Raw genomic sequence first — 15,005 nt, 5'->3', positions numbered from 1 at the left:
TGTCTCAGCTCCGTTATCCGAGCTCCCCATGAAGGGGGCTGCATCGGAAGAAAAGTTCTCGGCACCCACCTTGCATCTCACGGAACGGCCGACCCTGCGGGTATTGGGAACCGAGATTTCGCATCTGGAGGAACTGCGCCTCAGGGCAGAAGCCGATCTGGGGATCAATGTCGTCTTCGATACCCAGGACTTCATCACCACCCAGCACAAGGCGGCGGCGGAGCCGGGCAGCTATGATGTCTATGACCAGTGTTTCCACAACCTCGACATCGTCTGGTATTGGCGCGCCATCCAACCCATTGATCTCACGCGCATCCCGCTCTGGGGCGAAATCACCGACCTGACCAAGACAGGTCGGCTCGATCCAGGGGCCCGCGTCGGTTTCGGCGATGCCCCCGTGACCAAGCTCTTCGTCCAGCCCAACCGTGCCTTGGGCCCGACGCCGTCGCGCTGGCTTTCGATGCTGCCGACCACCCATAATTTCGATTCCTTCGCTTTCCGACCAGATCTCGCCAATGGCGATGCCGAGCAGATCGTCTCCTGGGGTGCCCTGCTCGACGAGCACTGGCATGGCAAGGCAGCTCTGGTCGATGAGCCGGCGATCGGTGTTTTCGACGCGGCTCTCGCCGCCCAATCGCTGGGATTGATGAGCTTCGAGGATATCGGCAACATGTCGACCGAGGAGATCGACACTCTGCTGGGCATCCTGATCGAACGGCGCAAGGCCGGCTTTTTCGCCGGTTTCTGGAAGACCGCGGCGGAAGCCGCCGGCCTGATGCGCGATGGCGGTGTCGTCATCCAGAGCATGTGGTCCCCCGGCATCACCGCCCTGCGCCATTGCAACGTGCCGGTCATGGAGGCCGTGCCCCGCGAAGGCTATCGAGCCTGGCACGGCGGCCTGTGCCTTTCGAGCAACCTATCGGGGCGCATGCTCGACGTCGCCTATGACTATCTGAACTGGTGGCTGTCCGGCTGGCCAGGCGCGGTGATGGCACGCCAGGGCTATTACATGTCCATCCCCGCCCGCGTTCGGGCTTATCTGACACCAGACGAGTGGGCCTACTGGTATGAGGGCCTGCCGACACAGACTGAGTTGCCCGGTCCGGACGGAACCATCACCATCAAGGCCGGATCCGCGCGCGATGGTGGATCCTACCGGCAGCGCGCCAATTCGATCGCCGTTTGGAACACGACGATGGACGAGCACAATTATCTGGTGCGGCGGTGGTCGCGATTGGTAACCGCCAATTAGTGTCCGCTGTCATGCATAGAAAAACGTCTCGATCAGATCGAATTAACTGCGATGACTCTGTCGTAAAGGTGGCCGGATCCCAATGACTGGTCCGGTTTGAAGTTAGTGCAGGGTCTGTTTGATCCGCGCCCATTTGGGGGCACCACCGGAGTTCTGCAACGAGATCGGGGTCTTATGGCCTATCGCACCGTGCGGCCGAACCTCATTGTAGTATCTGAGCCAATCTTCCATGTTTTCGGCAGCATCTGCAAGCGACAGGAACCAATGCGTGTTCAGGCACTCGGTGCGGAACCTCCCATCGAAAGCCTCTATAAAGGCGTTGTCCGTGGGCTTGCCGGGCCGCGAGAAGTCCAGCGTGACGCCCTTGGCATAGGCCCAGAGATCCAAATCTCGCGAGACGAATTCCGAGCCCTGATCAACCCTTATCGTCTTGGGATAACCTACCTTGGCACAGACGCGCTCCTGTGTGGTGACCACGTTTTCTCCCCGGTAGCTGAACCTGGGGTCGACCACCGGCGAGAAACGCGAGAAGGTATCAACGACGGTCAGAATGCGGATTTTCTTGCCGGTCGCCAATTGATCATGGACGAGTCCATCGCCCAGACATCGTTCGGGCGGGCCGCCGGCGCGCGGTCGTCGCGAAGCTTCGCCTTGACCCTGCGCTTGGATGTCTTGTTCCTGAGCTGCAGCCCCAACTCATTGTAAATCTATGGTTCTCTTGATGTTGATGCTCCAGCCCTCGCGCCGGAGCATGACATGGACACGCCTGTAACCATACCGGACCCGTGTCTGGCAGAACTCCTTGATCCGGGCTGCGATGCCGGCCTGGTCGGGTTTGCGTGACCGGTAGTGATAGGTCGAGCGATCGAACTCCAGAGCACCGCAAGCTCTGCGGATCGAGACGCTCCACTCCCATACATATCACGCTCACGAGCTTGCGCTTCCGACCAGGCCTTAGAATTTTCGCTGACGCGTCCTTCGGTTCGGCGGAAGATTGGCGAGGATTTGATCAAGCGCGAAATCCCGGATTTCCGCGAGCGTATCTTTTACATCTCGGGGCCGCGCGCGATATTTGTCGGTTTCCAGGACGCTCTAAGACAGCTTGGAATCGCCAGGTCTCGCATCAGGGTCGATTTCTTTCCCGGCTTTACTTGACGAAACGCGCGTCACCCGCCGAAACAGCCGACGCCTATGAATAAAAGCGTATCTGCGGTGTTTATGGACGTCCTTGATATTTGAGAGGAAGCGGCCCGAAAAAAACGGACCACTCCACGGAGGAGTCATTCGATGAAGACCTTACTCGCTCTCGCCACATCTTTGCTAATGTTGTCTCTGCCATTGGCCCCAGAGGCAAGCGCCGCAACGACGCTGACGGCCAGAAACGGTATGACGATATACGTCTTTGACAAGGACACCGGTGGCAAGCCGTCGTGCTATGGCGGCTGCGCGGCAAAGTGGCCTCCATATGTCGCCAAGGCTGGCGAGAAAATGGGCGAAGGCTGGGCAGCCGTAAAGCGGACGGATGGTTCACTGCAATGGAGCTATGACGGCAAACCAGTCTATTTCTACGCGCCAGACAAGAAGAAGGGCGACAAGACCGGCGACGGCATCGGCGGTGTCTGGCACGTTATCAGCGAATAGCTGATCCAGCGAGGCAGATTAGCCGACTTTTCCCCACGCCGTAACGGAGCCGAATTGGCCCCAACTGCGTGAATTCCGTTCGTAATCTCAAATCCAAGACCGAAAAAGACGATCGTGCCTTTTTTCAAGCAGCCAAAATATCAAGCTGCAAGAAGCCTAGAGGCGGAAGAGGGCAAGATTTCAGGTACCCAAGTGGAAGGCCCGAGCATTATCTACAGGGTCGCTTGTCGAGCCTCACGGCGCTTGCTGAGAAAGGCCCTTCCACCTGGCATCCGATAGGCAACCTTCGCCGCTTTTCGCCCGGATCCTTACGCGCAAAGTTTTGCTCCCGCCATGGTCAAACGCGCGCTCTATTTGCTGGACGCTTCCGTCGGGGTTAGCCGCCAGCCCTCATTGTTGCCCCATACCGAGCAGGATGCCGGATTGTCGGAATCCCGCGCCAACAGGAATTGCTGCAATTTGGTTCGAGATTCTGGAGCGGGAAGACCAGGTAACCGGTCAGTCCGGCTTTAGCCGTGTGCCGCTGCTCCCATCGAAAAGATGCAGGGCATCCCCCTCGCCCCTTACGGAAACCCTATCCCCAACTTTCACGGCGCTGTGACGCGGAAATTCGACCGTAATCATCCGGTCACTGCCATGATCGAGATAACCGAAAGTCTGTCCGCCGAGACGTTCGACCATGGTCAATTCGCCGGTGAACCAAGCCTGGGAAGCATCGCAGGGTGAAAGGTCTTCCGCCCTAATGCCGAGGATGACGGACGTTCCGGGAGCTAGCGACAGCCATGGCAGGACAATTTTGGCGCTACCGACCGAGAGCTCGCCATCACCATTCAGCCGCAGCTCCACGGTATTCATGGTCGGACTGCCGATAAAGCGCGCGACAAACAGACTTGCCGGATGGTGATAAAGTTCGAGCGGAGGGCCGACCTGTTCCATGCGGCCCGCATTCATCACCACGATACGGTCGGCCAGGGTCATCGCCTCGACCTGGTCATGCGTGACATAGACCGTGGTTGCCTGGATGCGACGGTGGAGCTTTGCGATCTCAAGGCGCATCTCCACCCGCAAGCCAGCGTCGAGATTTGAAAGCGGTTCGTCAAACAGGAAAGCCTGAGGATCGCGAACGATGGCCCGCCCCATGGCGACACGCTGACGTTGCCCTCCCGACAATTGCCCCGGTCGACGCTCCAACAAGGGTGCCAGTTTCAGGGTTTCAGCGGCCTGTCTCACGCGCTGGTCGATCATTTGCGGGTTCTGGTCGCGCATGCGCAGCCCAAATCCCATGTTCTCGGCGACCGTCATATGCGGATAGAGCGCGTAATCCTGGAATACCATGGCGATGTTGCGCTCTGCGGGCGTAAGCGCATTCACCACCCTGTCCCCGATGCGCATCTCTCCACCGGTGATCTCTTCGAGCCCGGCGACCATGCGCAGCAAGGTGGATTTGCCGCAACCCGAAGGACCGACCAGTACGAGGAATTCGCCTTCGGCGATATCGAGGTCGACACCATGGATCACCGTATGGGTGCCGTAAGATTTGCGAATATCCCTGAGGCCAATGCCCGCCATTGCGTTTTCCCCCGATACTGCCTGCGACAAGCGAGGCCATTCCAGCTCTTGACCTGATTATCAATATCAATAATGATAATTGCAAGAGGTATGCGAACACTCTCAAGATGGCGCCAGCACAAGGGGGAGACATGAGCGAGCGGCCAGCATCTCGGCGTTTCGACCCGGCATTGCGCGCCAAGGGCGGCCGGCCGGGCCCTGTCGCCCGCTCGGCGATCGCCTTCGACGCCCTCAAGCACGACATCATGCTCGGCGAACTCGCTCCCGGCGAACCCCTGGTGGAACTGGAACTTGCCGCCCGTTTCGGCTGCAGCCAGGGCACGGTGCGGGAGGCCCTGCTGCAGCTTCAGGAGGAAGGGCTGGTGCACCGGCGCGGCCATCGCGGCACGCAGGTCTCAGACTGCACGGCGGACGAAGCCGTCGAGATGTTCCGCGTCCGCAAGCAGATCGAATGTGCCGGCGTGCTGCGCGCCTTGCGCAACCCCAGCCGCGGCCTGCTTTCCGATCTGAAGGCACTGGTCGAGGCTATGGAGGAGGCCGCGCGGGAGGATGACGAGATGGGGCTCGCCGCCTTCGACCGCGACTTCCACCGCCGTCTATTCCACGATGCAGACCTGCCCGCCCTGGACCCGATCCTGCATCGCTGCCTGATCCACAACCATCGCTTCAAGATTTCGCGCACGCAAGGCCAGCGCGATCTCGTGCTCACGGCCCAGCGTCATCGGCCGCTGGTAGGCGCAATCGAGGCCGGCAACAGCGCCGCGGCCGTGACCTCTCTCGAGCATCATATCGCGACCATCGTCGATTTCGGGCCCAACGTTTTTCCTGGAGCGGGGCAATGAATGCCCCAATCCCTGATACGGCGGTCGAACAGCTGCCCGGCCAGCTCGATCCGGAACTGGCACGCCTCCTGGCCGCCATTGATGATGAAATCGGCCCGCAGCCGGATACGACGCTGCTACCGCCGGCAGAGGGTCGGGCCCTTGCCGCGCAACTCAACCAGCGTTGGAACCGCGATCTGCCGGCAATGGCCTTTACGGGCGACTTCGTCGTTCCTGCGGATCCGACATTCTCGTCAGCCGATTGCCGCGTCAAGGTGCTTATCCCACCGGAGGCGGGAGCCGGTGCACTGATCTTCGTCCATGGCGGCGGCTTTGCCTTCTGCAGCCCGCAGACCCATGAGCGTTGCGCCCGGGTTCTTGCCATCGAGACCGGCCTGCCCGTTCTCCTGCCCGATTACCGCCTGGCCCCGGAACATCCTTTCCCGGCCGGGCTGCACGACGTGATCGCCTGTATCGGCCGCGTTTTCGAACACACCGTTGCACTCGGCATCCGTCCAGGTCCGCTGCTGCTGGCGGGCGACTCCGCCGGCGCCAATCTGGCGCTCGCCGCCATGCTTCATCGCCAGGCCGACGGACGCAGCCTGCCCGACGGTGCCCTACTCTTCTACGGCGTCTACGACGCTGATTTCGAGACACCCTCCTATCGACGTTTTGCCGAGGGTCCTGGCCTGACCACGGCGCGGATGCAGCGCTATTGGAACTGGTATCTGCCCGCCCCGAAGGCACGCCAGACGGTGCTCGCCTCGCCCCTTCATGCCAGTGACGAGGCACTAGTTGGCCTGCCGCCCCTCTTCCTTCTGGCCGCGGAGATCGATCCGCTCTTGTCCGACACGCTCAACCTAGCGGCGCGCCTGCGATCGGTGGGGCGGCAGGCCGACATACACATCGTCAAGGGTGTGACGCACGGATTTTTGCAGATGAGCGCCGGGCTGAGCGCGGCCCGCAACGCCCTCAAGACCGCGGCCCAAGCGGCAAAGTCAATGATCAAGCCGGCGTGAACCGGCACCAAAAACACATTCTTCGGGAGGAAATGATGAGGACAGGACTGAAGAAAATGCTGAAGGCGCTCGGTGTCGCCTGTGCCCTGAGCGCCAGCATGATGCTCGGGGCGGCCAAGGCGCAGACCGTGCGCTTCTGGTATCATTTCGATAATCCGGCCAACCCGATGGATGACCTCATCAAGAAATTCGAGGCGGCCAATCCCGGCATCAAGGTCGAAGCCGAAAACGTGCCGTGGAACTCCTATTACGACAATCTCTACACGGCGATCGTCGGCGGCAATGCGCCCGACGCCGCCATGGTGAAGCTGTTCGCCCAGCCCCGCCTCGTCGAGATGGGAGCCCTGGAGCCGATCGGCGAACGCATCGATGCCTGGCCCGGCAAGGCGGACCTGCTCGACAATCTCCTCAATCTCAACAAGGGACCGGACGGCAAGCAATATTACCTGCCGATCCAATATGTCGTTCTCTATCTTTATTATCGCACGGACCTGTTCAAAGCTGCCGGGCTCGAGCCGCCCAAAACCTGCGACGAGTTCCGCGAGGACGCCAAGAAGCTCACCAAGGCGCCGGACACCTATGGCTTCGGCCTGCGCGGCGGCAAGGGCGGCTGGGATCAGTGGGGCACCTTCGTCTTTTCCAAGGGCGCCAAGCTCGAGCCGGGCGGCCTGACCACGCCGGAGGCGATTGCCGCCAACAAATGGCTGGTCGACATGTTCCGGGAAGACAAGTCGATTCCGCCCTCTGCGCCGAATGACGGCTTCCAGGAAATCATTGCGGCCTTCAAGGCCGGAAAGACCGCGATGACCATCCACCATGTCGGCTCGTCCAACGACCTCGTCAAAGCCTTGGGCGACAAGGTTTCGGCGGTCCCCGCTCCAGCCTGCAACGGCAAGCAGTGGACCTCCTATGGCGATGAATCGCTGGCGCTCTTCTCTTCCTCGCAGGTGAAGGACGCTGCCTGGAAATGGATCTCCTTCCTGGCGGAGGGACAGAACAATGTCGAGTTCAACAAGGCCACGGGCCAGATGACGGTGACCAAGTCGGGTTCGGCCAACTGGACACTGCACCAGCGGCGCTTCGTGGATGTCACCGTGCAGTCGCTGCCCTTCGCCTCGGTGCTGCCGCAGACGCCAGCCACGACCGAATTCGTCAACACGGCCTGGCAGACCAACATGCAGCAGGCCCTGACGGGCGCGGCGACGCCCGAGCAGATGATGCAGCAATTACAGACGCTGTTTGCAAACTAGGCAAGGTGCCGGACTTTCTGTCCATCGTGCAGAAGGTCCTCTTTTTCTCCCACTACGACGCCGAGCCATGTCGCTGCATTCATCCACCTCCCAGCTCGATCGGGAATTCGCGGTCCGCCTGCGGGCGCGTCTAATGCCTTATGCCCTGTTGGCGCCGGCTCTGCTGGTGGTGTTCGTCGTCGTCTTTGTCCCGATGATCGAGGCCATCTACACGAGCCTGTTCGATCTCGTGCTGTGGAAGCCCAATGCCGCCAAATTCGTCGGCTTCGGTAACTACATCAAACTGTTTGCCGACCCGGTGTTCTGGACCGCACTCTGGCACACCGTGGTCTGGATCGGCCTCACGGTACCGCTGCAGATGGGGCTCGGCCTGATGACCGCCCTGCTGCTCAATCGAGATTTTCCATGGCGGGGTCTGGCCCGCGCGATGATCATCGTCCCCTGGGCGCTGCCGAGCGTCGTCATCGCCTTGATGTGGCGCTGGATCTACGACCCCAACACCGGCGTGCTCAACGACATGCTGCTCAGCGTGCACCTGATCCAGAGTGCGGTACCCTGGCTCGCCGATCCCAATGTCGCGCTCTACGCCGTGATCGCCACGCTCACCTGGCAGGGCTTCCCCTTCTTTGCCGTGATGATCCTCGCCGGCCTGCAGGGCATTCCGCGGAGCCAGTACGAGGCTGCATCCATCGACGGCGCCACGCCCTGGCGTCAGTTCGTCAACGTCACCCTGCCCGGCATTGCACCGGTCCTGGCGACGGCCGGGCTCCTTCGCGTGATCTGGGTCGCCAATTCCATGGACGTCATCTTCGTGATGACGGGCGGCGGTCCGGGCTACGCGACGCACACGCTCCCCCTCTATGCTTTCATCAAGGCGCGCCAGAACCTCGATTTCGGATATGGCACGGCGATCGCGGTGACCTTCACCGTCCTGCTCGGCGCCTTCGTCGCCATCTACATCATCCGCACCATGAAGGAGGTCGAACGATGAACAAGCCGTCGACCCTTCGGCGCATTCTCACGACCGACCTGCCGGTGGCGGCGATCGTGCTCTTCGCGCTCGGGCCTTTCGCCTGGATGATCCTGACCTCGCTCACACCGTCCGAGCGCATCGCGGCGAGCGGGGTTTCGCTCTCGCCCATCGGCTGGAGCTTCGACAATTACATCCGCCTGTTCGAGCAGACCTCCTTCCTCGGCAATATGGGCCACAGCCTGATCATCGCACTCGGCACGGTGGTCGTCGGCCTTGGCGTCTCGGTCACAGCCGCCTATGCCTTCTCGCGCTTTCGCTTCCTCGGCCGCAGGGCGATCATGCTGCAATTCCTGCTGGTGAACATGTTCCCGGTGGTGCTGCTGATCCTGCCGCTCTTCGTGCTGATGCGCCGGCTCGGCCTGCTCGACACCCATGTCAGCCTGATCCTGGCCAACGCGACCGTCGCCATTCCCTTCGCGGTGTGGATGCTGACGAGCTATGTGGCAGCCATACCCAGAAGCCTCGACGAAGCGGCGATGATCGACGGCTGCTCGCGCCTGGCGGCGCTGCGCCGGGTGGTGCTGCCGCTTGCCATGCCCGGCATCATCTCCACCGGCATCTACATCTTCATCACCGCCTGGAACGAGTACCTCTATGCGCTCACTTTGGGCGGCAAGAATGTGCGCACGGTGACCGTGGCGATCCAGACCCTGATCGGCGAATACCAGATCGAATGGGGGCTGCTCGCTGCCGGCGGCGTGGTCGGTGCCCTGCCTGCGACGCTGCTCTTCCTCATCGTGCAGAAACGCCTGGTCGGCGGCCTGACCCAAGGAGCGGTGAAGGGATGATGAAGCCAACGCCGCGCCTGCCCTCTGCAAACCGTGAAATGATACAATGAATCCTATCGGCCTGATATCGATGCAATATGCCCGGCCCTTTGCTGCCGAGCATTTTCCCCTCTTCACTCGCATGAAGGAACTCGGCTACGACTTCGTCGAACTCCTGGTGCCCGAGCCCGGGGAAATGGACCTGGCGGCGGCGCGCGCAGCGCTGGCCGATGCAGGCCTCGGGGTGGTGTTGGCGGCTCGCGTCAATCTGCAGCGCAACCTATCTTCGGAAGATGCGGCCAGCCACCGGGCCGGCATCGATTATTTGAAATATGCCGCCGACTGCGCGGCAGAACTCGGCGCGACAGTGGTGGGTGGCCCCCTGACGGGCAATCCACTCGTCTTTGCCGGCCGTGCCCCCCAGCCGGTCTCCGAGACCGAGCGCCTCGCCCGCAAGCAGCGTTGTGTCGTCGGCCTGAGGGAAGCAGGCGATCATGCCGCACGCCTTGGCGTTACCCTCGCCGTCGAGCCCCTGAACCGTTTCGAAAGCGACGTGCTGTGCACCACGCAGCAGGCAATGGAATTACTCCATGCCATCGACCATGTCGCTGTGCGGTTGATGCTCGACACGTTCCACATGCATATGGAGGAAGCCTCCATCTCGGAAGCCATTCGCCTTGCCGGATCTCTTCTCGTGCATTTCCAGGCCAATGAGAACCATCGCGGGTTTCCGGGAACGGGCGCCACGGACTGGGTCGACGTCTGCCGCGCCCTTCACGACATCGACTATAGCGGCCCCATCTCACTCGAGCCCTTCCGGCGCAACGATGATCGTTTCGGCGTGCCCCTGGCACAATGGCGCGCGCCACATGAGGACGAGAGCGAACGCCTCGCCGCCTCAGCCTCCTTCATCCGCTCCCATATCTCGCTGACGGAATTTCGCAGATGACCTTGAATATCGGCTGGATCGGCTGTGGCGTGCACGCCACGCAGATGCTGTTGCCGCAGCTTGCACGCCACGACGTCAAAATCGCAGCCCTTTGCGACATCGACGGCAAGCGCCTGGCCGATGCCGGCCGCCAATTCGGCGTTTCGACGCTCCTCACCGACGCAACGGAGTTGATCCGCACGCCCGGCATCGATGCCGTCGGCATGGCCGTCGGCCCCGACCAGCACCTTTCCTTCGGCAAGGCTGCGCTGGAACACGGACTGCCCGTTTTCATGGAAAAGCCTCCCTCAGGCTCGGCCGAGGGGGCTCGCCTATTGCGTCAAGCATCCGAAAAGGCTGGCAAGCCCCTGCTTGTTGGCTTCATGAAACGCTATTCAGTGGGGAACAAGATTGCACATAACATCTTGAAATCCGGCCGTTTCGGCCCCGTTCTTGGTCTCACCGGCTACTACATGACGGCGCCCGGCTATTTCGCCGGCAGCGTCGATTACACCGGCTTTTTCCTGCATCATTGTGTGCATTACATGGATCTAGTCTCCCACCTTGTCTCGCCCGTCAGCGCCCTGACAGCACGCAAAGTAGAGAAGACGCCGGGTCGGGTACTGTTCCACATTGCTCTGGACTTCGATTGCGGCGCCATCGGCACCGTAGCAATGGGCACGATCCAGTCCCGGGGCACGCCAGTCGAGCGGATCGACGTCATGGGAGATCATCAACGTTTGGAGATCGAAGATGTGGTGGAGGTGCGTTGGCACCGAGATCCCCCTTTCAAGGCAGCCGATGCAGCGGCAACCCTCACCGACACCCAGGACAGTTTGACCTGGAAACCCAATTTCACTGCAGCCGCCAACGAGGATTTCAAGGGATACCATGCCCTCCTTGCTGACGTTGTCCCAGGGCTCAAGGGGGAAAACACGCCTGCTCCGACCATCCACGACGGCGTTGTTGCCATGGAACGGCTGGAAGCTCTCCGCAAAGCCCTCGATCTTTGACATCGAGAACAGACTTGGAATGCAATCCTTGGAGGCTTCGTCCTGCGGCGGTGCGGATGCGGACAACTTCGAGCCAGGCGCTCATCGCCGCTCTCGCTCAAGAAAATATCAATGCATCTGCGGAAATTGCAGTCTTGCCCGTCCCCAGCAGGACGATGGCGACGATTTCCGGCCCACAATTGCGCATCCTGTTCCGGAAGGCTTAATGCCAGAAAGTGTGGCTAAGTCGTGGCTGTCTGGTAGGTGATCGATCCTGGCAGGTCCTCGCCAATCTCTTGTCGTAGCTTTGGCTTCTTGGCCAGCCGACAACCGAACTCGATAACGAAGGAATCCAACTTCTCGCCAAGTTTTGCGCGAGTGGCTTACGCAGTAGACTCCGGCAAAGCCGGTGTTGTGGCCGGCCAGAAGCGCATGAAAATTGCGGGCGACTCGACTGCGATTCCAAGATCGCGCCTAAACCGCACTCTGTGATGATCGAGCCGGTCGAGCCGTTGGGTGATCGCCGCCCCTTGCCACGAGTGAGCGTTATTGACCACGCAGCAAAGCACGCTCGGCGAGCCTGCTCATGACGAGCCAGGTTCTGCGTACCGGCGCGGGGCCATTTGATTCATGTCAAAGCAGCTGTGACCGCATGGCCTATAAGTGAAGATTGCGCCGTCGCTGTGCACTGCGACCCTTTAATTGACCCAGCACTCCGACAACTGATTCATTCTGAATGTGGAGTGGCTTCATTGAAAAATAAAAAAGACAAATTCGCACGAAATGACCAGCCAAAAAATACTGACATGTGTGTTGCTTCGACGACATATTACAAGCAGCGCTTGGATATTTCTCACGAAATACAGAGCGACGACATAGAAGACACCCGCGAAGAAACGGTCAGCATTAAAATCGCCGATGTGGCACCGTGCAAGCGAACGAGAGCCCAAAAGACTTCCCTACGAAAGCGACCGGTCGGGAGAAGGCGCTTATCCCGCCCGTTCTCCTAGGGTGCCTTGTTGCGCACTTGCAACAAGCAATAAAGCGGGAAATGGGGCGTTGGCGGAGGTCAACGCATTCCCACCACGGAGCGTCGATCCCTCGCGATCCGCAACCTGATTTAGATCAATATGCCTGTATCGATATTCTGGCAAATGAGAAGCAGCGGCGGGCTTATGCGTTATGGCACGTTGCCAACTCGCCCGGCCCCCCAAGGGAACCAGGCTTTCTGGGAGCCGATCCGGGCCGGCCTGCCGGCTGGCCCGGTCATTCCAATCCTGGACGGACGATCATGAAACAATTCATTTTTGCGCCCTGCCAATTCCCAGAATGTCGAGGCCATCGACCAAACGACCCGCCTGTTGTCGGAGAGCCTGAACCGGCACGCAAGCCGGATGAAAAACGCGTCGTGGAGGCGGTGTTTGCCGCTTTGCGGGCCGCCAAGGGCGCACGCCAGCACCTGAACTTGTTGCCGGCATGCACGGGAGGGCATGACGTGGCTGAATACAATGTCATCCTTAAGGACGCAGATGGCAGCGATACTGCCAGTGACCTGATCGAGGGCCTTCCCGCTGTGAAGAAGCGCGCTCGGCGCCTGTTCAGCAACGAATTTGCCCAATTTCTCGGAGCCACGCACGAGTGCGTTTGATTGTGTCGTTCGCTATGTCGACTTGATCTGCGAGGGCTATCGAAGCGCTGAGTGCTGGCGCGAAATGGCAAGACAGCCCCCCCAAGGCCACTTAGATGGGGCAAATCGAAAACCAAGGGGCGATCTCGTTGGACGGAAGAATTCATCGGTCTGCTTTAGACCATCTGCCGTTTTTTATCACCGCACCTGGCGAAACCGACGTCCTGTTCAGCGGGATGGTCGTCGTCATGCTGGTGTTAATCCTCGTCATTGGCAACCTCTACTTCCAGCTCCATGCCCTTCCCGAACGGATGGCGCACAGAACCAACTTAGTCCAAATGGAAGTTGTTGCCGTTCTGGTTTTGATTTCTCTTTTCACGCACAACCATTTTTTCTGGATCGCCGGCTTGTTGCTGGCTCTCATCCGTATTCCCGACTTCTCTACCCCGCTCGCATCCATCGCGGGTTCTCTTGCAAAGATCGCCGAACAACATGACGAACATCAGGAAAATCCAACCCCTGTTCGTGATCCATTAAGCGGCGTCACCCCGAACCGCCCAGCCGAATTGCCCCTTCGCTCAGCATCTGACCTGAATCCTAATCACGACGAGCATGACCCTGCGCCCGAAGGAGTGCCTAACGCACCTCCGTTGAACAAAGGAAACTAAACGGTGTTTGAGCTATTGCTGTGCTCGATGTTGACGATTCTTCCCGATTATCTAGTTCGCCGCTATGTTCAGAACAAGCGTATTGGTCGTGACATTACTCTCTATTCTGTTTGGTATGAATTGCGATGGGGAATCAGCGCCTGTGTGATTCTGACGGTATCGTTGATCACACTGATCTTCTACTTTCACCCTTCGACCAAGTACGCCACCACCATTTACCGCACCGTCTCGATTCTACCGGAAGGAAACGGAAGAGTGGCGAAGGTGTTTGTCAACACCAATGAAAAGGTCCTGGCCGGAGATCCGCTGTTTCAGCTCGATGACTCAGATCAGAAAGCCGCTGTGGAGGCTGCCAAGCGCAGGATCGCTGAGATCGATGCTCAGATAATTGTAACTTCGACCAAACTAGGAGCTGCAGACGGGACAATTCAGCAGGCGCAAGGAGCTTATCAGCAAGCTTTTGACGAACTGAAGACAAAGCAGGAGCTCATGCGACGCAATGCCGATGTAGTCGCCGTACGAGAAATTGAACGCCTGCAGGTTTCCGTTGAGGGCTTAAGGGGGGCAGCCGATGCCGCCAAAGCGAATAAGCAAACCCTCCAAGCACAGATATCCACGCTTCTGCCAGCGCAAAAGGCCAGTAGCGAGGCAGCCTTGGCGCAGGCACAGGTTGAGTTGGACAAGAAACTCGTGCGCGCTGGCATCGCAGGCACTCTGCAGCAATTCACGTTACGACCGGGTGACGTGGTAACAACGTTTCGACCGGCAGGTATTCTGGTGCCGGCCGGAGCAGGACGGACCGCGCTCGTAGCTGGGTTTGATCAGATCGAGGCTCAAGTACTGAAGGTCGGCATGATCGCCGAAGCGACCTGTATAGGTAAACCCTTCACTATTATTCCGATGGAAGTAACCTTGGTTCAAGATGTCGTCGCTACCGGACAGTTTCGTCCCACAGACCAGTTGATCGACGTCCAGAAGGTAGGACCGCCGGGATCCATCACTGCTTATCTGGAACCGCTTTATGCCGAGCAACTAGAAGACGTACCGCCCGGTGGCAGCTGCATAGCCAATGTCTATACCAACAATCATGACGCGTTAGCCGCGCAAGACATCAGCCCGGGACGCTGGCTCTTTCTCCATATCGTTGACACGGTCGGTCTGGTACACGCCATGATCCTACGGATCCAAGCCATGCTTCTGCCCGTACAAACCTTGGTTGTGAGCGGTGGGCATTAACAACAAAGGACCGGCAGAGGCGTATTGCGGCAGTGCAGTCGTCGCCTTGCGAACGTCTAGGAAAGAGCCGTTCGGTATTAAGACATCGGATTTACGATCGGCTCGAAGAGAGACTTCAGGGGAGATTCATCGTCTCCATTGGCAAAATGACGTTGCGGCAGGGCCGGAGTTCTTTTGTGATTCGAGTGCAACGGTGACATGG

General features: G+C 59.7%; 13 protein-coding genes and 1 pseudogene. 12 read left to right on the top strand and 2 right to left on the bottom strand.

Features of this window, described 5'->3' with window-relative positions:
• Window positions 1-28: 28 nt before the first annotated feature.
• Complete coding sequence (locus ACZYTC_RS23565; protein ID WP_488990667.1) at window positions 29-1,252, top strand: ABC transporter substrate-binding protein; 1,224 nt, start codon at window positions 29-31, stop codon at window positions 1,250-1,252.
• 102 nt (window positions 1,253-1,354) lie between these two features.
• Here ACZYTC_RS23565 and ACZYTC_RS23560 read toward each other — a convergent pair.
• Window positions 1,355-2,216 (bottom strand): annotated as a pseudogene (locus tag ACZYTC_RS23560) (IS3 family transposase); the annotation flags it as partial.
• Window positions 2,217-2,539: 323 nt separating this feature from the next.
• Here ACZYTC_RS23560 and ACZYTC_RS23555 point away from each other — a divergent pair.
• Complete coding sequence (locus ACZYTC_RS23555) at window positions 2,540-2,893, top strand: COG4315 family predicted lipoprotein (RefSeq protein WP_434961172.1); 354 nt, start codon at window positions 2,540-2,542, stop codon at window positions 2,891-2,893.
• Between the two features lie 498 nt (window positions 2,894-3,391).
• Here the strand turns inward: ACZYTC_RS23555 and ACZYTC_RS23550 are convergent, their stop codons facing one another.
• Window positions 3,392-4,462 (bottom strand): ABC transporter ATP-binding protein, encoded by a 1,071-nt coding sequence (locus tag ACZYTC_RS23550; RefSeq protein ID WP_488990666.1) that lies wholly within the window; start codon window positions 4,460-4,462, stop codon window positions 3,392-3,394.
• 131 nt (window positions 4,463-4,593) lie between these two features.
• Here ACZYTC_RS23550 and ACZYTC_RS23545 point away from each other — a divergent pair, with 131 nt between their 5' ends.
• The 10 genes from ACZYTC_RS23545 (at window position 4,594) to ACZYTC_RS23500 (ending at window position 14,803) form a co-directional block, all read left to right on the top strand.
• The gene (locus tag ACZYTC_RS23545; RefSeq protein WP_441774365.1) at window positions 4,594-5,304 is read left to right on the top strand and encodes a GntR family transcriptional regulator; all 711 of its coding nucleotides are present in this window, start codon (window positions 4,594-4,596) and stop codon (window positions 5,302-5,304) included.
• A complete protein-coding gene (locus ACZYTC_RS23540; RefSeq protein ID WP_488990665.1) occupies window positions 5,301-6,302 on the top strand; it encodes an alpha/beta hydrolase in 1,002 nt (333 codons plus the stop codon). Before ACZYTC_RS23545 ends, ACZYTC_RS23540 begins: the two co-directional genes overlap by 4 nt.
• A gap of 32 nt (window positions 6,303-6,334) precedes the next feature.
• The gene (locus ACZYTC_RS23535) at window positions 6,335-7,552 is read left to right on the top strand and encodes an ABC transporter substrate-binding protein (RefSeq protein ID WP_488990664.1); all 1,218 of its coding nucleotides are present in this window, start codon (window positions 6,335-6,337) and stop codon (window positions 7,550-7,552) included.
• Window positions 7,553-7,619: 67 nt separating this feature from the next.
• A complete protein-coding gene (locus ACZYTC_RS23530; protein ID WP_488990663.1) occupies window positions 7,620-8,543 on the top strand; it encodes a carbohydrate ABC transporter permease in 924 nt (307 codons plus the stop codon).
• On the top strand, window positions 8,540-9,373 hold the full coding sequence (locus tag ACZYTC_RS23525; protein ID WP_488990662.1) for a carbohydrate ABC transporter permease: 834 nt from the start codon (window positions 8,540-8,542) through the stop codon (window positions 9,371-9,373). The genes ACZYTC_RS23530 and ACZYTC_RS23525 overlap by 4 nt, the downstream gene beginning before the upstream one ends.
• A 46-nt stretch (window positions 9,374-9,419) precedes the next feature.
• Window positions 9,420-10,301, top strand: coding sequence for a sugar phosphate isomerase/epimerase family protein (locus tag ACZYTC_RS23520; protein ID WP_488990661.1), 882 nt, complete (start codon window positions 9,420-9,422; stop codon window positions 10,299-10,301).
• Complete coding sequence (locus tag ACZYTC_RS23515) at window positions 10,298-11,293, top strand: Gfo/Idh/MocA family protein (protein ID WP_454818536.1); 996 nt, start codon at window positions 10,298-10,300, stop codon at window positions 11,291-11,293. Before ACZYTC_RS23520 ends, ACZYTC_RS23515 begins: the two co-directional genes overlap by 4 nt.
• A 1,270-nt stretch (window positions 11,294-12,563) precedes the next feature.
• Window positions 12,564-12,920: a hypothetical protein gene (locus ACZYTC_RS23510; RefSeq protein ID WP_488990660.1), complete on the top strand. Its 357-nt coding sequence runs from the start codon at window positions 12,564-12,566 to the stop codon at window positions 12,918-12,920.
• Window positions 12,921-13,015: 95 nt separating this feature from the next.
• Complete coding sequence (locus tag ACZYTC_RS23505) at window positions 13,016-13,567, top strand: hypothetical protein (RefSeq protein WP_488990659.1); 552 nt, start codon at window positions 13,016-13,018, stop codon at window positions 13,565-13,567.
• Window positions 13,568-13,594: 27 nt separating this feature from the next.
• On the top strand, window positions 13,595-14,803 hold the full coding sequence (locus ACZYTC_RS23500) for an HlyD family secretion protein (RefSeq protein WP_441774374.1): 1,209 nt from the start codon (window positions 13,595-13,597) through the stop codon (window positions 14,801-14,803).
• Window positions 14,804-15,005 lie beyond the last annotated feature (202 nt).

The organism is Labrys sp. F242, assembly GCF_057813875.1.
The sequence above is the reverse complement of the archived record's forward strand: the minus strand, read 5'-3'. Positions and strand labels throughout refer to the sequence as shown.